We start from the raw sequence: 20,523 nt of genomic DNA on the forward strand, positions 1-20,523 counted from the left end.
TTATAAACACGCCATTGCCCTACCCCTAATGTACAAAGCCCACAGAAAAAGCTAGAATAGCATCATATCGGTAGAAACTTTAAGTAAAGCAAAGCTATAACATCAGGTAACAATGACTGAAGTATCGGATTTTTCAAATGTCGATCGCGAATTAGACGACACAATATTAAGCTTCGCAGACATTCAAGCAGAACTAAACCTGCGCCGCGCCAAAGATGCTCTGCGAGATATAGTAGAAAATCTCGATTTGACAGCACAAGAGCGAACTGGACTGGAGCCGGAAATTGGCGGCTTGGAAACCATGCTCGACAAGCTAGAGCGCGCTTGCGTGCAAATCGCTGTGTTTGGGATGGTAGGAAGGGGAAAATCTTCGGTTTTGAACGCGCTTTTGGGTCAAAATGTGTTTGAAACGGGCCCGACTCACGGGGTGACTCGCACCACAACTATTGGCCAGTGGGATGTCGGAGATGGTGTTGATGATGATTTACCCGATAGACTTTCGCCGGTTATTTACCGTTTGTCGCAAGTAGAATTAATCGATACTCCGGGAATTGATGAAGTTGACGGCGAAACTCGCGAACTTTTAGCCCGTCGCGTCGCGCAACAAGCCGATTTGATTTTGTTTGTGGTGGCTGGCGATATTACAAAAGTAGAATACGCAGCACTTTCGCAGTTGCGGGAAGCCGGAAAACCGATGTTATTAGTGTTTAATAAAATTGACCAGTATCCCGATGCAGACAGGCTGGCAATTTATCATAAAATCCGGGACGATCGCGTGAGAGAATTGCTATCTCCCGATGAAATTGTGATGTCGGCGGCTTCACCTTTGACAGCGCAGGCGGTGCGCCGTCCCGACGGAAGTATGGGAGTAAAAATGACGCGCAGTTTACCACAAGTACAAGATTTAAAATTAAAAATTTTGGAGATTTTAGACAGAGAAGGTAAATCTTTGGTGGCGCTGAATACGATGCTCTGTGCGGGGGATATTAACGAGCAGTTGGTGCAGCGAAAAATGGAGATTCGCGATGATGCTGCTAACCGGATTATCTGGAATGGGGTAATGACTAAAGCTGTGGCGATCGCCCTGAATCCAATTACAATAGTTGATATTCTCAGCGGGGCGGTAATTGATGTGGTGATGATATTAACTCTATCTAAAGTTTACGGCATTCCGATGACCGAAGCGGGGGCGGTGGAATTGCTGCAAAAGATTGCGATTAGTATGGGGGGAATTACTGCGGGGGAATTGTTAGCGAATTTTGGCTTAAGTTCTTTGAAAGGATTGCTGGGTTTGGCGACGCCGGCGACGGGTGGTTTGGCTTTGGGGCCTTATGTTTCTGTGGCTGTGACTCAAGCTGCAATTGCTGGGGTTTCTTGCTACGGAATTGGTCAAGTTACTAAGGCTTATTTGGCTAATGGTGCTTCTTGGGGTGATGATGGGCCGAAGGCTGTGGTGAGTAAGATTTTGGCTTCTTTGGATGAGGATTCTATTTTAAATCGGATTAAGGATGAATTGCGCGCTAAGTTGAATTTGGGAAGTGTGGAAAAACAGCAATCTTAGTAGTCAGTAGTCATTAGTCAGTAGTCAGTAGTCATTAGTCATTAGTAAAAAGAAGTAATTATGAAATAACAAACACCAATTCCCAATGCCCGATGCCCGATGCCCGATGCCCGATGCCCAATTCCCAATATTATGTTATTAACTATCTCCACAACTCGCGTCCCTGCTACGGATTTAGGCTATTTGCTGCACAAACATCCCGATCGCCTTCAATGCTTCCCGATGACTTTCGGACAAGCCAGCGTGTTTTATCCTGAAGCAAATGCAGACAAGTGCACGGCAGCTTTGCTGTTAGATGTCGATCCGGTTGGTTTGGTGCGCGGTAAGACCAAATCGGGCGATCGCCCTTTAGAACAATACGTCAACGATCGCCCCTACGTAGCCTCATCCTTTCTCAGTGTCGCCCTCGCCCAGGTCTTCCGTACCGCCCTATCCGGGCGCTGCAAAGACCGTCCAGAACTCGCAGAAACTGCCATTCCGCTGACAGTTAAGCTGTCGGTTTTGCCCTGTCGCGGGGGCGAGAAGTTCCTGCGCCAAATGTTTGAGCCGCTGGGCTATCAAGTCGCAGCAAAACCGCTGATTCTTGACGAACAATTTCCCGAGTGGGGCGCGAGTCCTTACTTTGCTGTGGAACTGCAAAATACAGTGCGGTTGGCGGATTTGTTGAGTCATCTTTATGTACTAATTCCTGTCTTAGATGACGATAAACATTATTGGGTGGGCGATGATGAAATCGAGAAGTTATTGCGTCACGGCGAAGGTTGGTTGAACTCGCATCCCGCCCGCGAACAAATTGCCGATCGCTATTTGAAACGCCAGCGCCGTTTGACTCGCCTTGCTGTGGCACAATTAGCAGAAGAAGATAATCTTGACTGCGATGCAAGCGAAGTTTCTCGTGCTTTAGAAGAGGAAGTTTTAGAACAGCGAATTAGCCTCAACGAACAACGTTTAGAAGCTGTGATGACTGTTTTAAAAGCCCGCGGTGCTCAGCGAGTGGTAGATTTGGGCTGCGGTGAGGGAAAACTGCTGCGATTGCTTTTAGCCGAAAGTGCGATCGCCCAAATTACCGGAGTCGATGTGTCTTTTCGGGCGTTGGAAATCGCTAAGGAACGATTGCAGGTCGATCGCTTTTCTCCGGCACAGCAATCTCGCTTACAATTGATCCAAAGTTCCCTGATTTATCGGGACAGCCGCTTGACTGATTTTGACGCAGCAGCGGTGATTGAGGTGATCGAACATCTCGATTTAGAACGGTTGGCTGCTTTTGAACGGGTTTTGTTTGAGTTTGTGCGGCCGAAATTTGCGATCGTCACAACTCCCAACGTTGAGTACAATGTTCGGTTTGAAAACTTGCCGGCGGGTAAATTTCGCCACCGCGATCACCGCTTTGAGTGGACGCGCGCAGAGTTTCAGACTTGGGCGAATGGGGTGGCTGAACGGTTTGGTTTTAGGGTGGAGTTTCGATCCGTTGGATCGGAGGATTTAGCACTTGGTTCGCCTACACAAATGGCAATATTTGCTTTGATAGAATAACTGCTACAGTTTTTTGTGCTTACAATGTAGTTAAACTTGGAAAAAGGCAGGCTTCAGCTATGAGCAAATCTATCCAAACCCAGATAATTAAAGTCGATCGGTCTCAAGGAATTCGCATTCCTAAATCTTTATTAGAGCAAATTGGTATTAGTGAAGCAGTAGAAATCGAAGTTCAGGGCGATCGAATCGTCATTCGTGCAGCTATAAAACCGCGTGCTGGTTGGGAAGAAGCGTTCGCAAAAATGGCCGAACAACATGATGATGTCCTGCTTGATGATGTCATAACTACTGAGTGGGAGGAGAATGAGTGGCAATGGTAGTCAAACGTTTTGATGTTTTTTTAGTTAATCTCGACCCCACTGTTGGCAGTGAAATTAAGAAAACAAGACCTTGTTTAGTGATTTCACCCGATGATATGAACAAGCGCATTTCCACTGTCATCATTGCTCCAATGACAACGAAGGGGCAAGCATATCCCAGCCGGATAGCTTGTAATTTTCAAGGCAAAGATGGACAAATTATCCTGGATCAAATTCGGACTGTTGACAAAAATCGATTAGTTCAATATCTCGGTAAAATCAGCGCTGACGAACAAAAAGCTGTTTTAGATATTCTGGCGCAGATGTTTGCTGAATAATATTATTAAACCATGAAAATTACAATTCCCGAACTATCTTTAGTCCTGCTCATCGGTGCATCGGGTTCCGGCAAATCTACCTTTGCGCGCCAGCATTTCCAACCGACAGAAATCATTTCATCCGATTACTGCCGCGGCCTGGTTTCCGACGACGAAAACAATCAAGCGGCTACCGCTGATGCTTTTGAAGTGCTGCATTTAATCGCTGCTAAACGTCTGGCTGCGGGTAAATTAACTGTGATTGATGCTACGAATGTGCAGCCAGAAAGTCGCAAACCGCTGTTAGAATTAGCCCGAAAATATCATTGCTTTTTAGTAGCAATTGTGCTGGATTTGCCCGAAAAATTGTGTGCCGATCGCAATCAACAGCGTCCAAACCGCAATTTTGGCAGTCATGTCATTCGCCGCCACGTTCAAAATTTAAGACGATCGCTCCGAAATCTCGATCGCGAAGGCTTCCGCTACGTTCACATCCTCCGTTCCCCAGAAGACATCGCAGCAGCCCAAATCGAGAGACAACCGCTGTGGAACAACCGCAAACAGGACACAGGCCCCTTTGACATCATCGGTGACGTTCACGGATGCTGCGGCGAATTGTCACAATTGCTGCAACAGTTGGGCTATCAAATTGTCGAACCATCCAGCGCATCTGGCTTTTGGGATTATCCCACCTACGCCCATCCAGAAGGTCGTAAAGCCGTGTTTTTGGGCGATTTGGTCGATCGAGGCCCGCGCATTCTCGACACTCTCAAACTCGTCCGCAACATGGTAGCAGCATCAACCGCTTTGTGCGTCCCCGGAAATCACGACATCAAATTATTGCGAAAACTCAGCGGCAAAAATGTCAAAATCAACCACGGACTCGAACAAACCTTAGCAGAAATTGCAGATTTACCCGAGGAATCGCGCGAATCAGCAGTTAGTCAAATTAGCCAATTTCTAGATAGTTTAATCGGACATTACGTCCTCGACGGCGGCAAATTAGTCGTCGCCCACGCCGGAATGAAAGCAGAACTTCAGGGACGCGCATCCGCCCGCGTTCGAGATTTCGCATTGTACGGAGAAACCACAGGCGAAATCGATGAATTCGGCTTACCAGTCCGCTACAATTGGGCCGCAGAATATCGAGGTCAAGCTGCTGTTGTTTACGGACATACCCCGATTCCCGAAACAGAATGGTTGAACAATACTGTTGATATTGACACAGGCTGCGTTTTCGGCGGCAAGCTAACAGCTTTGCGGTATCCTGAAAGAGAATTTGTCAGCGTTCCTGCTGCGATGATTTACTGCGAACCAGCCAAACCGATCGCATTTCCATCCATTGCAACTCCAGATAACAGTTTTCCCGCCACAAATCTCACCGCCCAACAGCAGTTTGATGACGTGCTGGATATTGCCGACGTGCTCGGAAAACGCATGATTTCAACCAGGCTGCAACGTAACATAACAATTCGCGCAGAAAATGCGATCGCAGCCCTGGAAGTAATGAGCAGATTTGCCGCCAATCCCAAATGGCTGATTTACTTACCGCCCACCATGTCTCCCGCTGCTACCTCGAAAGAACCCGGACTTTTAGAACATCCAGCCGAAGCCTTTAACTACTACCAACAACAGGGCGTATCAACAGTTGTCTGCGAAGAAAAGCACATGGGTTCCCGTGCAGTTGTCATTGTTTGCCGCGATGAATCGGCCGCTAAACGGCGCTTTGGGATTTCCAACAACAGCATTGGCATTTGCTACACCCGTACTGGTCGCCATTTCTTCGATAATTCTACCTTAGAAATAGAGTTTTTAACGCGGGTAAATCGCGCTCTTTCTACCAGCAATTTTTGGGATAAATTTAAAACCGATTGGGTGTGTTTGGACTGCGAATTAATGCCTTGGTCTGCCAAAGCTCAAGGTTTATTGCAAGAACAATATGCTGCCGTGGGGACCGCATCCCGTCACGGGTTTGCAGAGGCAATTCAGCAGCTAGAACAGGCGAAACAGCGGGGAGTTGAAGTTAATTCTGTGTTGGCTAGCTACCGGGAACGAGCCGATTTAGCCGATCGCTATGTCAATGCCTACCAGCGCTACTGCTGGCCCGTGAAATCCATCTCCGACCTCAAGTTAGCGCCTTTCCACATCTTGGCAACCGAGGGAAATGTTCACACCGATCAGAATCACTGCTGGCACATGGAACAGATAGCAGAAATCTGTAATTTTGACCTAGAATTGCTGTTAGCTACTCAATACAAAGTAGTTAGAATTGCCGATCTTGACAGTCAATTTGCAGGGATTCAATGGTGGGAAAAAATGACTGAGGCTGGGGGCGAAGGGATGGTGGTTAAACCGATGGAATTTATTGTGAACAATAGCAAAGGACTCGTACAGCCTGCGATCAAATGTCGCGGTAAAGAGTATTTGCGAATTATTTACGGCTTGGAATATTCTTTGCCGGAGCATTTAGACAAATTGCGATCGCGCGGGCTTTCCGGGAAGCGTTCTTTAGCTTTGCGAGAGTTTGCTCTCGGTGTAGAATCGTTGGAGAGATTTGTGGCTGGTGCTCCGTTGAGGCAAGTTCATGAGTGCGTTTTCGGAGTTTTAGCGATGGAGAGCGAACCTGTCGATCCGAGGCTGTAATCTGAAGGTTGGATGCGCTTAGGAATGAGAATGAAATAACTTATAATCTTTATTGTTCTTGTGGGATGGGCGTCCCGCCCGTCCAGAAAAGACGGGCGGGACGCCCATCCCACTTTTAAGAGTGTAAATTATTTAATTTGCGATCCTTATTGCTCATTCATTTCTCCCTACTAATCGCTCAACTTCCGATGTCGATAAATTCATCATTTGTGCAACTTGCTCTAAATTCATTTCCGATTTTAACAGTTGAGAAACGAGCGATCGCAAAGCTGATTCTGCCGCCAGTCGTGCTTGTTGTTCGGCCAGCCGTGCTTGTTGTTCGGCCAGCCGTGCAGAATGTTCTGCCCGCCGTTCTTGTTCTGATTGCTGATAAGTCTTCAGAAACTCTCCTGTTTGAGGATTTCTAAACCTTAATTCTCCAGAAACTAAGTGCAATTCCAGTCCCAATACTTCGCTGTACAGCCACAGCGTATCGAAGGCGATATTATTGACGGGAATCGGCTCGTACTGGTTGTTTACTAAACGCACTCCTTGCAATATCGGATTCAAATAATCCCCAGACGGATCGTACTGGAAGTATTCCCTGACTCCCAAACTTCGATAAGTTTCTGGTTTAATTTCTTGATCTACCTCTTGAGTTGTTTCTGAGGTTATTTCTAAGACAAACTGCGGTGCTATCCCTGCTTCTTTCCATATTTTATAGTTATCTCTCTGGCGTTTTCTGACTCCAAATACTACATAAATGTCGGGAGCAACTACTGCTGATTTGTTTCCTTCTTCGTAATACACGAAAGAATTTGCTGACACATAGACATCCGATCGCCCTTGAAAGTGCTGCTTCAGAGCTTCCACGCCGTAAGTCATGTAATCGCGCGTGATGTCACTTTCCGCCATCGGTTCTCCGTCGCTGCTGGGATATTCTATTTCTTCTTCGATTTGTTGAGTTAAAACTGTCACGGTTTAAGTCTCCTCAATTCTCGCTGATCTTATTTTAGCAGGTTCGATAAATTTAACCATAAAAAAATGACGTTTGTTAAGGACAAACGCCATTTTTTACCGATCAATTAGACTTACAAACGCGGCGTCTTATCTTGTTTAAACGACGCCAGCCATCCGCGAAGTTCGTCGGCCGCAATCTCGCGCCCGCCCAAACCAAAAGCTAGAGCAATCCCAACGGCGATCGCCCCGAGCAACAGCCCGAAAGCCAAATTCACAATATCGCTGCCAATGCCCATCTGTTGCAGCGCCAAGGCTCCAACAAAAGCAATCACCGCGATTCGAGCCGTTTGGCCCAACAGCCGCGCTTGGCGAGTTCCAGAGCTAGCAATCAAACTAAACGCCAGATTCGCCAAATACAAGCCGATCGCAAATACCACCAAACCAGACAGCACCCTACCTGCAACCAGCACAATACCGCTAACAATCGCAGTCAGCGCTGGAATCTTCAGCACGTCGGTAGCCGCCACCACAGCAAACAGCATGATGCCTACCTGCACCACAATGCCGACAAATTGCGAAGGCGTGCGTGCCGCAACATCCGGTTCCTGAAGTACGGTTGCGTCGGGATCCGTCGAACTCGACGACGGTAGTCGCAGCGGCTGTTTCGGCTGCATTCCCAACCAAGAAAAGACATTGTTAAAGCCAATTCCCGTCAAGATATTCGTCACCAAATCGCCGATCCAGCGCCCCAAAAAGTAAGCAACCGCGAGAATTATCGCTGCTGTAAAAATGTTGGGAAGCGCGCCCAGAATCGTATTGAGCATCGCGATCGCCGGCAAGGAAATCGCTTGGATGTCCAAAGCATTCAAAGCTGCGATCGCCGTAGGAATCAAAATCAACACATAGACAATTGTGCCGATAATCCACGACAGCGATTGTCCGCCCGAACTCCGGGAAATGCCAAACCGAGCGCCCAAACTGTCCGCGCCAGCAGCAGCCAGCAGATTCGTAACAATCCGCTGCACAACTTGAGCCAGCAGCCAGCCCACAAACCCAATCAGCACAGCTTCCAGAATCTTCGGAATTGCCGCCAAAATTTGGTTCAGCAAATTATTCACTGGCAGCAGAGCCTGCTGTAAATCCAGCGATTCGAGAACCAACGGCAAAAACAGCAGAAAAATGAACCAGTACAGCGCATTTGCCAGAGTATCGCTCAGCAGCAAAGGAGTCTCGGTGGGTGCAGTACCCACTTGCTGGTTCAAGCGCTCGTCTACGCCAAAAGTCCGCATCGCCCGCGACAAGGCTAATTTGGCAACTGTCGCCACCACCCAAGCAATCCCCAAGAAAATTAGGGCTTTAGCCAACTTCGGCAAAGCACCAGCAATTTGGTTGAGAAAAGTATTCAGCGGTTGCGAGACAGCCGTGAGATTCAGCCTGTTGAAAAAGGCAACTAGGAAAAAGATAAAAATGATCCAGAATACCGCACCGGAAATCCATTTTTCCACTTGCGGCGATCCTTCTCCTTCCGGGCGCCCGGTAATCCAAGCAGCCAGTCGGTTGTCGATCGTCGTTTTCTTGAGCAATCCGCCGACTAAAGATGAGACGAGGGCTGATACGATCAAGCCAATTAGCAGGATGCCGATCGCCCAGACGAGATTTTCAATGTCTTTGCCCGCAAATAGATTGTTTAATCCCCGCTCCGCTTCTGAGAGCGGATTCGGGGCTACCTGGGCCTGTGCCAAGATTCGATCGGACACAACCGCCATTGGGCCCGATATCGGTTGAGTTATTTCTTGCCAAGTTTCATTCATTGTTTTTTCAGGTTAAGGTCAGATTTGACAAGGAAAATAAGAAACTGTAAGAATACGCTTCTAGCTTGCAGGTTCTCATGTCAATTCGTCAAGTTTTCGAGCAATCCATTGAAATTCGCGCTGCTGCTACGTTGGTGGAGCGCTGTATAGTCGATCGCACTTTAATGCACAAATGGCTCAATCCGCTGCTGCGTTGCGATCCAGAGGGCGAATGGGATACTGCTGTAGGAAGTCGCAGTTTATTTATCATAAAAATTCCCGTTTTGCAACCCACTTTAGAGAGTGTTGTGTTGGAGCGACAACCCGGTTTAATTGTATGGGGGTTCGACGGATATTTCAAAGGATGCGATCGCTGGGAATGCCAGCCCCAAATCCAAGGGACTCTCTTGATTAACCGCTTTGAATTTCAAATTCCCAATCCTTTAATTAGATTTGGATTCAATCGCTTTGCAGCCCCTTGGACGCAAAAAGATATGAAAAGCCAACTGCGCCGGCTCAAACGGGTAGCCGAGCAATTATCTCAAGAAATTGGCAAGGTGTAATGGGGAATTGGTAATTGGGTAATGGGTCATCGGTAATGGCTGAAAAGTAAGAGATAATAGGAAAAGAAAGCACCAATTCCCTATGCCCTATGCCCTATGCCCTATGCCCTATGCCCCATTCCCCATTCCCCATTCCCCATTCCCAATCCAGAGCAAAATGATTTACTTCCCAGCCCCCGATGATGAGTTGGGCTGACAAATCATTTGTCTTGCTTGACCAGCCGTACTTTGCAAACCCGGGGAATTCTGATACATAGCTTGCAAATCTTGGATATCTTTAATCACTCGCTGGTAGATAGCCATAGCTTGATTGCCATCAACTTCTAAAGCCGGAGGAGTGTAATTTTGCATCACTTCCATCAGGGATAGTTTGCCATCTTTGGAAGCTGCAACCAAAGCATCGCGCAGTGCCGGCGCGCTTTGTGCCTTTGTAGCCGGGGTATAAGCAACCTCACCCAATTGCTTGAAAACAATTTCCCCAAAATAAGTATTTGCCAGCCGCGAAACCATTTGGGGATCTAAAGCCACTTCTCGCGTTAATATTTCGCGCACCGATTCGGGAGTTTGTTTCGCAAGACTCAAAACACTTTGCAGTTGAGATGATGGTTTGCCGGTTTGTGCAAAGCTTTGCAAATCGCTCATTGGTAAAGTTACGTCAACAGCACCGTATTTTACGGTAACTTTGTCTAATGCAAAGGCTTTGCTACTGCTCAGCAATACTGTACTTGTTCCCACCAAAAGCGCCAAACCTAATGATAAAGACTTTGAGATTCTTTTGGCTAAATGGGCTGACTGCGGTTGCATTCCGTTAAGATAACCTTGTTGAAACTTAAAGTTCATGAGTTTATGCCTCTTTACGTCAAAATACTTTTTCGTTCGATCGAATGCCCAGGTATCAGTCGGGAAAGTGGATTCAGAAGTTCCGTAAATGACCTAGGTATTATACAGTCATGTCAAGCCAATTGAACCTATCAAAAGATAGGTGTTAATTCATAATTTATATGTTATACTCCGATTTTTGACAATTTTATATACCTTTGCAAAACTTATAAAAGCGAGATTTGGCGATCGCCCTGTAACTATATAGATTGTCGGTTTCACCTGTGATGTTGTGCGAGCCAATAGCTGCAACCTTGACTAGCGATCGCAAATTTAAGTTTAGTTTTGGTCGAGCCTTTCGAGCAATAGGCGAATTCTAGCAGCATCCTCAGCATTCGGAGCATTGGTAATGTATAGTTCCAAATCGTGCCGCGCCTCGGCCAAGCGCCCCAGTTGATAATAGAGAATTCCGCGATCGCGCCTTTCCAAGAGTGCATCAGGAAACAGCAGCAAAAGCCGATCGATCGCCGCCAGAAACCTCATAGCATCACCCTGTTGGAAGTAAATCGCCTTCAGATTTCCCAGCATTCGCCCCAATAACTGCCGCGGACTTACCGGCGCGAGAAAAGCCGGCTGCAACTCCATAGGTTGACCGTAAATTTGAGAAAGCCTCCCTTGACAATCTTCAGGAAATAGTATCTCGCCACCATTAAACGCATCCACAAAAATCCCAGCATCCTCAAAATCCGGCCTAATCAAAAAATGTCCCGGCATCCCAATCCCCACCATCGGAAAATCAATCCGCTTAGCAACCTCCAAATAAACCAAAGATAAAGAGATGGGAATACCAGTGCGGCGATCGATCACTTGATTCAAAAAGCTATTGCGGGGGTCGTAATAATCAGCATTATTGCCGGAGAATTCCAAATCGTCATACAAATAGCGGTTAATAGTTTGAATGATCCGCAGCGGATAATTCTGTGGCGGGAGGCGCAAACGCACTCGATCGGCGATCGTGTCAAGTGCGTTGAGATAATCGAGAGGCTCAAAATTCGGGTATTCTTCCAAAGCCATGTACAGCGCAGCTTTCGCCAGATCGATCGCAGCGTCTGGCTGATTAATTTCTTGATAAAAGAGTTGTCGGGCGATCGTCAAATCCATATTTATAATTGATTAATTTTTTAATAAACATCGTGCGAGATTGCCTCTGGCGTATTTAAATTGTATATCCTGATTGAGAGGTAGAGAGTCCGATGGGGATCGGGGGATAGAATTCTCCATCGTCATCGAAATATACAATTTAAATGCTGCAACAGCTTAGACATCCTGTAAATAACCTATGAATGGCAGAGTGCGAGTTCGATCTGGAGCATCTCAGTTTTACATTATTATTATTATAGTGCTGTCCCCGCTCGCATATTGTACAATACGTGAGCGGGGACAGCACTCAAAGAAAAAATGCTTTTTACAAAACCCAGATGCACCCAAATGCGAGTTCGAGCGAAGATGGCAGAGACTCCTATTTTACCCTGAAATTCAGCTTCGGGAATACACCCGGACTCATCTAGATAGAGACAATACTTTAATTTAGATTTTAAATTGATAAAATGGTAATCTACTGCACAAATATAGATAATCGAAATTGCAACCGTGAATGTAGAACAAATCGATCGCCTGCTAGCTCAGTGGAAACAGAATCTCGATCGCATCAGTCAAAATCTGATTGATTTGCATGGATTGCCAACCTATCAACAACTCACTGCTATGCCGTCTGACGTTGAGTTAACTGGCAAAACAAAAGCAAAGGTTGTTCCCGCACTCAGTGCGATGAATGACCTCTTTCAGAATTTTGATTTGTTAGTTAAAACGATCGATCGGGCTGTGATGCTCCGCAAGCAAGTTCCTAAGTTTTTGATTTCCAGTGCAGAATCTCAACTGCGTGAAATTGAATATCTTTTAACGGGTAATTCCATCCAACTTGGCGAACAACAAATTCCTCTAGCACAGCGAGACTTACTCAGTGCAGCCCAAACCCAAAATGCAATTGCACCTGCGAAATTACTGGAGGTGATGACTGCTGCTTTTCAAGTCGCGAAGGATGTGGTTGTCGCAGTGGAGACGGCACGATCGCATTTAGCAGCACAACTGACGCGAGCCCAAACTGAAATGCGATCGATCCAAACTTTAGCTGACTCTCTCGGTATTCGGAGGAGTAATGAACTAGCAGTTGCTCAGCAAAATTTGCTCGATTTTGGCGATCGCATTATCTGCGATCCGTTAGGTGTCAGCGATGAGTTCGAGCGAGAAATTGAACCAATTATCATTCGATCGAGACAGTATTTAGAGGAAATAGCTCGGCAAAAAGCATCGGTTAAACAAGAATTATCTCAAGCGCATCAACTTCTGCAAAACTTAATTCATTTAAATCAGCAACATCAAACTATTTTTGCAGAGTATCAGGAAAAAATCACAGAAGCTGCGACGCGATCGCAGCCTTTAGCGGACGAACAAATTGAAGCTTTAAATCAGTGGCTCGCTCGACTAGAAATTAAGTTCAAAGAAGGCATATTTCAACCAGTTAAGATTGGTTTACAGAATTGGCGAGTCAGAACGCAAGAGTATTTATCCGCTCAACAACAAGCCTATACAGACAATCAAACTGCGCTAGAAATGCGTCAAGAATTGCGAGGACGACTCCAAGCACTGCAAGCTAAAGCATTAGCCAAAGGGATGGCAGAAAACGAACAATTGAGTCAAATTGCCCAACAAGCCAAGCAATTGTTATATACTCGACCTACTCCGTTAGGGCAAGCAATCCAGCTTGTCAGTGAGTATGAAAAGTTATTGAATCGTTCTTTTAAGTCGATATAAATGACATCTTGCAGCATTATCAATAATCCTGTAGGGGCTGGTTCGCCAACAGCCTAAAAGGTAGCAGACAGGTTAAATAAACCAGCCCCCACCCCACTGACATCTTGCAGCATTATCAATAATCCTGTAGGGGCTGGTTCGCCAACAGCCTAAAAGGTAGCAGACAGGTTAAATAAACCAGCCCCCACCCCACGAAAAAGCCCCAATTGACTTCTTTGGAAGATCACGAATATTCCTTCAAACGCAAATTGAGTCCAAAAAAGGTTAAAATAGCGATCGCACTAATTAACCCGACACTCCACATCTCAACTTGGTAGGTATTTTTAAACGATCGATCGAGCAGAGACAACTGCAAAATATCATCACTTGATTGCTGGGATTTATCGGGCACATAACCTACACTTTTAAATCCCCGATCGAGATTCTCTGTAAACGCGGTTAAATTAATGTCTGTTACATCATTGTGTTTTTTAAGGAATTGAGTGAACGCCCAATTAGATTGCCCTTGTTTATTTCCCGTACATAGTGCGATCGCTTCAGCTCTTTTGTCGCTATTTACCAGCGAGCGAATTTGTTTGTCAATGTTAACATAAACCCCAAATGCCGATAACATTTCCACCGCCGCGTCTCGCTCTCCACCAAAAGTAATATTGGCAAATTCTTCGGCGAATAATCCACTAAAACCCGCGACTTCCTTGACATTGGATTGCTTGAATTCCGTAGCGACAGACTCAAAATTTAGATTACTGGGGATGACGGCAATTTTCGCCATTTTCTCAACAAATTTGCGTTCGTGTTGAGCCGCAAATTCTCGATCGAGCAAATAGCGGCTTTCATCGGCATTAGCACTGTAGGCAAGAGCGCGAGCCTGTCGCAACGGCAAAAGCGAGTTAAAGGCATCCTCCTTAGCGACTTTCAGATGATAGGAAGCCGCATTTAGTGCATTGGTGATATAAAAGAATAAGACGATCGCACATAGGGTAGCTCCCAACAAATAGGGATTGAGATTGCGGCGCATTCGGTGGTAGAGAAACAGTTGTAATAGTCCCAACATGACAAGTGGCAAGAGGTTGCCAATAACTGCGAGGAACAAGAGGTTAGCCGATCGCGCTTTTTGTGAGATATAAGCTCGATCCAGACTCTCTAAGTTAACATTTTGCAATTGTTCGGCAGCAGGTAGTAAAATTGAGTCCAAAATGTTTGCTGCTTTGCGATACGCCTCCAAAAGCGATCGCGAATCCCCCCGTTCGTTCGCCAATCGCGCCCGTTCGATTTGCGTCATGTAGTCCCCCAACGATAGGATCAGCGTGCGAATCTGTTGGCGTTCTGCATCCCCCTCCGTAATGTTCTCCGCCGCTAATGCCAGGAGTTTAGACAGTTTTTCTTGCCGTTTCCGATACTCTTTAACTGCTTCAGGATTCTCGCCCGGTTTGACGAGCAATTCGTTAGCAGCATTGGCATCCAAATCGGCGAGGCTATCTTTAATTCGCTGGGCAGTTAAGACGCTGGGTGCGGTATTTTTGCCGATGGTTTCGATCGCATCGCGCTGCATTTTCACTGCTTCATTGGCAGTCCCCAAGGCTAAAAGGCTGACTCCCCACACCAGGTACAATCCCCATCGCAGAATCTGAGGGGTGGTGAATTTTGTCTTCCAATTTGCGATCGAACTGGGCTTTTTTGCTGAAGGAGAATTGCGAGTAACTTGGCTCATAAATTTGGTCATGGGTAATTGGTCAAAAGATACGGACTTAAGTCCGCACTACGAACCGTTTTTGTTATTGTGGTAATCTATCGGACATGATATAATTTGTGATTGATGGGGCGGTTTTTATCAATTACCGATTTGCCTGCTAGCTAAGACTGGGTAATATTAACAATCAGCTTTGTCCAATGTCCCAACGTAATTTCATCCCCATCTTTCAGACTAATATCTGTCATCGGCGCAAGTTCAACCCCATTGAGAAACGTACCGTTGGTGGAACCGATATCCCGCAGGATTAATGCCCCATCTGGTTGGCGGTGAATGACGGCGTGGCGGTGGGAAATGGCATCGTCCAAATCGAGGGCGAGATCTGGATAAATGGCGCGGACATCGCTAGTGCGTCCGATGAGGGTACTGGGTTTTTCCATAGGGAAAGTCATGGGGGTAAACGCGGGCGGTTCCGGGCTACCTTCACAGCGCAAAGTGCGATCGACTGTGATGAGAAGTTCGGGAGTTCCTGTCGTTGTGGGTGAGGTAGATGTCGGGGAAATATGGGTTGCGCCCGCATCTATAGTACCCGCATCCAAAACAGAAGATGCGATTCCTGATGCCTTGGGAATTGGAATTTCTCCACTCGCACCGGTGACGAAGTTATAGCCACAAATTTCGCAGAAGTTGCCGCTATCTTCCTCGTGTGGAGTCGCGCAATCGGGACAGTTAATGGTAGCTGTGGCAACTCGAACGGGCGGACTTTTGGCTTCGACAGCCGCACCTCCATTAATCTTCGCGCCGCATTCCGAACAATAATCGGATTCGATCGATTCGTGACCTTTTGGACACTGATAGACTGACATAATTATCTATACGATTTTGGATTGGGGATTTTGGATTGCCGATTGTGGATTCTAGATTTGGGATTGTATAGCAACCGCCACATAGGTTAGGACATAAATCAATACGATTGCGATCGGAGATTGTCACAGGGAAAACTCATGAAACATAGACACTGCGTTGGCGAAGCCTGCCCGAAGGGCTTATGCTTCGTTCCTCTCTTCGGACAATCTTAACTGAACCGTATCGGGACATAAATAATGTCATAAATAGATCCTAATACCCTTGAGCAGAAACGGTTAGATGCTCGTACTATGTAACTGTCAACTGTCAACTGTCAACTGTCAACTGCTATAGATTTGGGATGGCTAATTTCTCGAAATTCGTGCCGTTTTAGTCGATCGAGTTTCCAATGCCATTTCATCTTCCTTCGCCACATTCCGCTTCAAACGAACTGTTCCCGTGGGTGCATCTTCCACCTCCACCACCTGGCGCAGCAGTTTCGCCGTTCCCTCATTTCCGGAGTCATGGGCGAGTTTGACAGCCCTTCCCAGCTTAGCCGTCGCCACTTCTACATCACCTTTATCGCGGGCTTCAAGTCCTTCCTGAATGGTTTGCGCGAGTTCTGCTTGTCCGGTGTAGTGCGCCACTCGCCGATCGATTTTTGTGGATTTCTGTTCGTCATCCGTCCACACCGCTAGAATCCGCGCCTCGGTAATTTTCGTTTCCACCCCATCAGCGGTGTAAATTAAACTCGCCCTTCCCGCCAGCATCTCATCTCCCACATTACCGGGATTCACCTCAATGCAGAAGTGGTAATCGCGCGATTCTGCCGTTCCCCAAGCCCCTGTCGGATAGTCGCAAACTTGCGGTTTAATAGATTGGGCGCGATCGGTCAAATCGACAATTTCGGGACTAACTTGCTTGCAAAATCGCACCTTTGCCCCTTGGGGAGTCCACAAACGCAAGGCGACATCACTCACCGTTTTAGTCATTGCTTGGGCGAGAATGGTTTGGAAATCGGCTTCTATTTGCACCGCGTTGGCGATGATATCGGTGGTTCCGAGTAGCCTGTTGGCAATGAACTGAAGCTGTTTGACGCGCCAGTCGGTTCCCACGCCCCGACAATCGCACTGAAATACACCTTCGCACGCTTGCAGCACCTTTTCTAGGCGTTTTTGGTCGGAATCATCGTTCTGCCCGTCGGTAAGCAATAGGGCTTGTCTGACGGCATTGGGCATCTCTTTGAACTGCGTTAGTGAAGCTTCCAGCCATTGAGACATTAATGTACCGCCACTGGCTTGGACTTCTTTAATTTGGGAAATGGCTTGGGATTTGTTTTCTACTGTGGCTAGGGCAGTGGGAAAAATTACCTGGGCGCGAGTGGAACCTACCACGATAAAAAAGGAGGTATCCGCCGGAATTAACTGCACGAGTTTAATCATCGCATTTTTGGCGGCGTGGATTTTTGCGCCCTGCATCGAACCGGAAATATCGCAGATAATCCCGAAGAGTTTGCCTCCTGTTTGAGGTGCGATGCCAATATTTTCGTCCCCACGGACGGTGACGGTCATAATGGCATTGACTTCTCTGGAACCTTGATGAAGGTAGGGATTTTGGAAGACTTCGGCTTGGAATTGGGTAGACATTGTTTTTGAGTTTTTTGAATGAATTTTGAGTAAATGCGATCGATGCTTTTTTCAGTAAAAATGATGCTAATTTACAGATTGAGAAAAGAGATTAGAGTGTAGGTTGAGTAGAACTGAGATCTTGCAGTATTATCAATTATCCTGTAAGGGCCCGTGAGCCCACTATCTATAATGAACATCGACAATTTACAAAAACTCGCCCTCACCTAACGACAGAAATTCGTGAAGCGCAGCTATCCCGTAGGGAATCGCACAATCTCAGAAACCGGGTTTCTTTTTATATGCTTCGTACTCAGCAGACCTTATTCGCAGAAACCCGGTTTCTCGCCAGCCAGCGATAGAATTGCGATCGCACATTCCCCAATTATATCAAAGAGCGCGATCGTGAATCTCTCGTTGGGTGGGGGCAGGTTTATTAAGATTGTTGGTACTCATTAGATATGGTTGGCGAACCTGCCCCTACAGGTTAATGGAGAACGTTGCAATATCTTATTTACATCCGTTACATTCCGTACACAGCTTCATTGCCAAACTTCCTTCTTCCTTCTTATAATATTATCCTCAAACGACTAACAGAGTGACAGTAATGTTATCTCGACCGCCACAAGAGCGAGCAAATTCTACGAGATGGCGCCCCATGCCGATCGCATCTTCTGAAGCATTGCCCTTGACAAGATCGGCGAGTTGTGGCGCTTCGGGTGCATAATTCCACAATCCATCCGTACAAAGTAACAAATATCCAGAACCGGGAATCGGAAACTGCACGATCGAAGGAACAGCATCCTCTTTAGCATCCACACCCAGCCAGCGCGTAATGGCATGAGCTTTATCGGACTTGCTAGCTTCGGCTGCGCTCATTTGTCCCGATGTAACTATTTCGTTAAACCAAGAATCATCTCGCGTCAGCAGTTGGGAGTTTTCCCGATCGATCCAGTAGGCGCGACTATCTCCCAACCAAGCAATTGTCGCGATCGAATTTTGTACTACCGCCGCAACAATCGTCGTCGAAGGTGCATCTTGATTCAAACTCCTATGAGGAATAACACAGACTTCATTGAGTGCGGCAGCGATTCCGTGTTGGAGAGCTGTTTCTGGGGAAAGATGTTTTTCTAGAGCAGTGACAATGCCATCTCTGGCACCTTCTGCCGCTGCTTTCGATGCCAATTCGGGAAACTGAGAACTCGACACCCCATCGCAGGCGATCGCAATATAAGTGTTACTGCTTTCTATTACCGCACAAGCCAAGTAATCTTCATTGCGTTCGTGTCTCAATCCCCGATCGCTCACTCCCGCGAAATTAGGCTGAAGATTTACTTCCATGCGATCGGTTTCTCGGACTTGCCGATATTCATTTTTGAACCCGCAAACCGAACAGTATCCATCGGCATCGATCGCCTCGGGTGCCGCGCCGCATTTATTGCATAGTTTTGTAGAAGTTTCAGTAACATTGACGGGTGAATTGACCAGTGGCGTACCGCATTCTTCGCAAAAGCGATCGTCTATTTGAACTAAAGCTTCACAGTTGGGACATTGCATAGTTTGGGTCTTAAAAAAGCATGAGTAATATCGCTTCCTGCTGGATCGGAATGATTTAACCGCAGAGGGCGCAGAGAACACAGAGAGAGACAAGAGAGATGAATAATTCTGATGTTACCGGATTTGATATAACAAGAAAATATGGCGGTTCAAAACGCGGCTACAGGAGTAAAATCGGCCTGTGCAGGTTGAAAATTCCTGAGTCCGCGTAGGCGTGAATTCCATTCGCTTTCCTCTCCTACAACCATGTTCTCGGACGCACGCGATTCGCCTCATCAACCAAACGAATCTTTTCCGCTCCCGTGGATAAATGTGCCATGGCGCGCAAGGCTTTTTCTAACCCTTTTCTGAGCTCAACTTCTTGCAGTTGATGCCCCAAAAGGACGATCGCCGATGGCTGAATCGCTTTTGAAGCGATCGATCCTAGGGCCGTTTCTAAAAGCTGTTTCGTCAAGCGATGCCGCTCCATGCCTTCGAGCGTTAAGGCTTCGAGCGTCGTGGCTGCTAGGCTCAACTCCTTGGCTCCTGGTGCGGTATGTTTTCGATCGATCAGCATCCGCGCCGTTTCCACCCGCGATCGCACCGACAAATTCGAGGTTGGCGGCACTCGTCGCAACGCCTCCACCGCCGCCTGACGATCGCCTGTAGCACTCAAACACCTGGCCAAGCCAAACGTCGCGCTGACGTAACTGGGGTCAGTCCGACACACGCGATCGTAGAGCTTAATTGCCTGCTTGCGATCGCCTGCCAATTCCGCCGCCAGCGCCAATGCTAGTTGAGGAGACAGTTCCCCCGGCAATTCCGAGTAAACGCGATCGAACTGTTCCTGTGCGGGTTTTGCCTGACCCCGCGCCAGCAGCAACCTACCGCGATACCAACGCACGCGCCAATCCCAAGCATCGAGTTGTTCGGCTTGCGTTAGTGCCGTTTCGGCGGCTGGATAGTGGCGAATCTCGATCGCACTGTCAGCCAGTCGGAGTAAAGCTTCGCGAGAGTTGGGATACTGCTGCACCACCTGCTCCAAATTCACCTGACGTTGTATGGGATCGGCGATCGCTTGGGCATTCAATACCGCGTTAAAAGCTGGATCGTTGCTATCGATCGTCGGTACGGGCAACTGTCGGAAGTCCGCGCCAATCGGTTCCAAGTCTGAAGATGCCGTCAGCGCGAGCATATCCGAGCCGAACAGGGTACTGGCAGCCGGATGCGGCGTATTTGTTTCCAGTGCTACCACTTCCCGCAACACTCCCAACAATCGATCGGCCATTTCCTCCGCCGACTGGAAGCGATCGTCAGCGTTGTACGCCGTGGCTTTGAGCAAGAAGCGATAGAGGGATTCTTGGTGGGCGAATAGGGGTTCTTCTTGCGGACTGGGTTTGAAACTGTAACTTAATTTATGGACAAAGCTACCCATCCTTGACTATTTGGGTAGCTTTGTCCGCAACTCGGGCGATCGCACGAGACTATTTG

Annotated in this window: 16 protein-coding genes; 7 read left to right on the top strand and 9 right to left on the bottom strand. The window is 47.2% G+C overall.

The window, feature by feature from the left end; all coding sequences use genetic code 11:
• Nucleotides 1-112 precede the first annotated feature (112 nt).
• From JGK11_RS15270 to JGK11_RS15290, 5 genes are all read left to right on the top strand, one after another.
• Complete coding sequence (locus tag JGK11_RS15270) at nucleotides 113-1,561, top strand: GTP-binding protein (protein ID WP_293180065.1); 1,449 nt, start codon at nucleotides 113-115, stop codon at nucleotides 1,559-1,561.
• 99 nt (nucleotides 1,562-1,660) lie between these two features.
• A complete protein-coding gene (locus JGK11_RS15275; protein ID WP_293212207.1) occupies nucleotides 1,661-3,094 on the top strand; it encodes a 3' terminal RNA ribose 2'-O-methyltransferase Hen1 in 1,434 nt (477 codons plus the stop codon).
• A 59-nt stretch (nucleotides 3,095-3,153) separates the two neighbouring features.
• Nucleotides 3,154-3,414: an AbrB/MazE/SpoVT family DNA-binding domain-containing protein gene (locus JGK11_RS15280; RefSeq protein ID WP_293180071.1), complete on the top strand. Its 261-nt coding sequence runs from the start codon at nucleotides 3,154-3,156 to the stop codon at nucleotides 3,412-3,414.
• Entirely contained in the window at nucleotides 3,408-3,731 is a 324-nt protein-coding gene (locus JGK11_RS15285; RefSeq protein ID WP_293180074.1) for a type II toxin-antitoxin system PemK/MazF family toxin, read from the top strand. Before JGK11_RS15280 ends, JGK11_RS15285 begins: the two co-directional genes overlap by 7 nt.
• 12 nt (nucleotides 3,732-3,743) lie before the next feature.
• Nucleotides 3,744-6,353 carry a polynucleotide kinase-phosphatase gene (locus JGK11_RS15290; protein WP_293212208.1) on the top strand — a complete coding sequence of 870 codons (2,610 nt, stop codon included), beginning with the start codon at nucleotides 3,744-3,746 and terminating at the stop codon, nucleotides 6,351-6,353.
• Between the two features lie 153 nt (nucleotides 6,354-6,506).
• Here the strand turns inward: JGK11_RS15290 and JGK11_RS15295 are convergent, their stop codons facing one another.
• Nucleotides 6,507-7,310, bottom strand: a complete 804-nt coding sequence (locus JGK11_RS15295; protein WP_293212209.1) for a Uma2 family endonuclease — start codon at nucleotides 7,308-7,310, stop codon at nucleotides 6,507-6,509.
• A gap of 113 nt (nucleotides 7,311-7,423) precedes the next feature.
• Nucleotides 7,424-9,103 carry a mechanosensitive ion channel gene (locus JGK11_RS15300; protein WP_293212210.1) on the bottom strand — a complete coding sequence of 560 codons (1,680 nt, stop codon included), beginning with the start codon at nucleotides 9,101-9,103 and terminating at the stop codon, nucleotides 7,424-7,426.
• Nucleotides 9,104-9,180: 77 nt separating this feature from the next.
• On the opposite strand from JGK11_RS15300, the gene JGK11_RS15305 reads away from it, so the two are divergent.
• Complete coding sequence (locus tag JGK11_RS15305) at nucleotides 9,181-9,645, top strand: SRPBCC family protein (RefSeq protein WP_293180086.1); 465 nt, start codon at nucleotides 9,181-9,183, stop codon at nucleotides 9,643-9,645.
• Nucleotides 9,646-9,807: 162 nt separating this feature from the next.
• On the opposite strand, the gene JGK11_RS15310 is transcribed toward JGK11_RS15305, so the two are convergent.
• Nucleotides 9,808-10,485, bottom strand: a complete 678-nt coding sequence (locus tag JGK11_RS15310; protein WP_293180089.1) for an alpha/beta hydrolase — start codon at nucleotides 10,483-10,485, stop codon at nucleotides 9,808-9,810.
• A 318-nt stretch (nucleotides 10,486-10,803) separates the two neighbouring features.
• Nucleotides 10,804-11,625: a transglutaminase-like domain-containing protein gene (locus JGK11_RS15315; protein WP_293212211.1), complete on the bottom strand. Its 822-nt coding sequence runs from the start codon at nucleotides 11,623-11,625 to the stop codon at nucleotides 10,804-10,806.
• A gap of 489 nt (nucleotides 11,626-12,114) precedes the next feature.
• On the opposite strand from JGK11_RS15315, the gene JGK11_RS15320 reads away from it, so the two are divergent.
• The gene (locus tag JGK11_RS15320; protein WP_293180095.1) at nucleotides 12,115-13,335 is read left to right on the top strand and encodes a hypothetical protein; all 1,221 of its coding nucleotides are present in this window, start codon (nucleotides 12,115-12,117) and stop codon (nucleotides 13,333-13,335) included.
• Between the two features lie 223 nt (nucleotides 13,336-13,558).
• Here JGK11_RS15320 and JGK11_RS15325 read toward each other — a convergent pair whose 3' ends face one another.
• The 5 genes from JGK11_RS15325 to JGK11_RS15345 all read right to left on the bottom strand — a co-directional run bounded on the left by JGK11_RS15325 (nucleotide 13,559) and on the right by JGK11_RS15345 (nucleotide 20,467).
• Nucleotides 13,559-15,058, bottom strand: a complete 1,500-nt coding sequence (locus tag JGK11_RS15325; protein WP_293212212.1) for a hypothetical protein — start codon at nucleotides 15,056-15,058, stop codon at nucleotides 13,559-13,561.
• 131 nt (nucleotides 15,059-15,189) lie between these two features.
• A complete protein-coding gene (locus JGK11_RS15330; protein ID WP_293212213.1) occupies nucleotides 15,190-15,891 on the bottom strand; it encodes an FHA domain-containing protein in 702 nt (233 codons plus the stop codon).
• Nucleotides 15,892-16,236: 345 nt separating this feature from the next.
• Nucleotides 16,237-17,517: a VWA domain-containing protein gene (locus JGK11_RS15335; protein WP_293180104.1), complete on the bottom strand. Its 1,281-nt coding sequence runs from the start codon at nucleotides 17,515-17,517 to the stop codon at nucleotides 16,237-16,239.
• Nucleotides 17,518-18,078: 561 nt separating this feature from the next.
• Nucleotides 18,079-19,053 carry a protein phosphatase 2C domain-containing protein gene (locus tag JGK11_RS15340; protein ID WP_293212215.1) on the bottom strand — a complete coding sequence of 325 codons (975 nt, stop codon included), beginning with the start codon at nucleotides 19,051-19,053 and terminating at the stop codon, nucleotides 18,079-18,081.
• A 238-nt stretch (nucleotides 19,054-19,291) separates the two neighbouring features.
• On the bottom strand, nucleotides 19,292-20,467 hold the full coding sequence (locus JGK11_RS15345; RefSeq protein WP_293197016.1) for a tetratricopeptide repeat protein: 1,176 nt from the start codon (nucleotides 20,465-20,467) through the stop codon (nucleotides 19,292-19,294).
• Nucleotides 20,468-20,523: the final 56 nt, after the last annotated feature.

Source organism: Microcoleus sp. PH2017_34_RAT_O_A (genome assembly GCF_020737885.1).
In the GTDB taxonomy this organism is placed as follows: Bacteria; Cyanobacteriota; Cyanobacteriia; order Cyanobacteriales; family Microcoleaceae; genus Microcoleus.

Coding starts and splice junctions, on each gene's coding strand:
- JGK11_RS15305 (WP_293180086.1), top strand. CDS start 9,181: ATGTCAATTCGTCAAGTTTTCGAGCAATCCATTGAAATTCGCGCTGCT.
- JGK11_RS15290 (WP_293212208.1), top strand. CDS start 3,744: ATGAAAATTACAATTCCCGAACTATCTTTAGTCCTGCTCATCGGTGCA.
- JGK11_RS15280 (WP_293180071.1), top strand. CDS start 3,154: ATGAGCAAATCTATCCAAACCCAGATAATTAAAGTCGATCGGTCTCAA.
- JGK11_RS15285 (WP_293180074.1), top strand. CDS start 3,408: ATGGTAGTCAAACGTTTTGATGTTTTTTTAGTTAATCTCGACCCCACT.
- JGK11_RS15315 (WP_293212211.1), bottom strand. CDS start 11,625: ATGGATTTGACGATCGCCCGACAACTCTTTTATCAAGAAATTAATCAG.
- JGK11_RS15310 (WP_293180089.1), bottom strand. CDS start 10,485: ATGAACTTTAAGTTTCAACAAGGTTATCTTAACGGAATGCAACCGCAG.
- JGK11_RS15330 (WP_293212213.1), bottom strand. CDS start 15,891: ATGTCAGTCTATCAGTGTCCAAAAGGTCACGAATCGATCGAATCCGAT.
- JGK11_RS15270 (WP_293180065.1), top strand. CDS start 113: ATGACTGAAGTATCGGATTTTTCAAATGTCGATCGCGAATTAGACGAC.
- JGK11_RS15345 (WP_293197016.1), bottom strand. CDS start 20,467: ATGGGTAGCTTTGTCCATAAATTAAGTTACAGTTTCAAACCCAGTCCG.
- JGK11_RS15340 (WP_293212215.1), bottom strand. CDS start 19,053: ATGCAATGTCCCAACTGTGAAGCTTTAGTTCAAATAGACGATCGCTTT.
- JGK11_RS15275 (WP_293212207.1), top strand. CDS start 1,661: ATGCCCGATGCCCGATGCCCAATTCCCAATATTATGTTATTAACTATC.
- JGK11_RS15335 (WP_293180104.1), bottom strand. CDS start 17,517: ATGTCTACCCAATTCCAAGCCGAAGTCTTCCAAAATCCCTACCTTCAT.
- JGK11_RS15300 (WP_293212210.1), bottom strand. CDS start 9,103: ATGAATGAAACTTGGCAAGAAATAACTCAACCGATATCGGGCCCAATG.
- JGK11_RS15325 (WP_293212212.1), bottom strand. CDS start 15,058: ATGACCAAATTTATGAGCCAAGTTACTCGCAATTCTCCTTCAGCAAAA.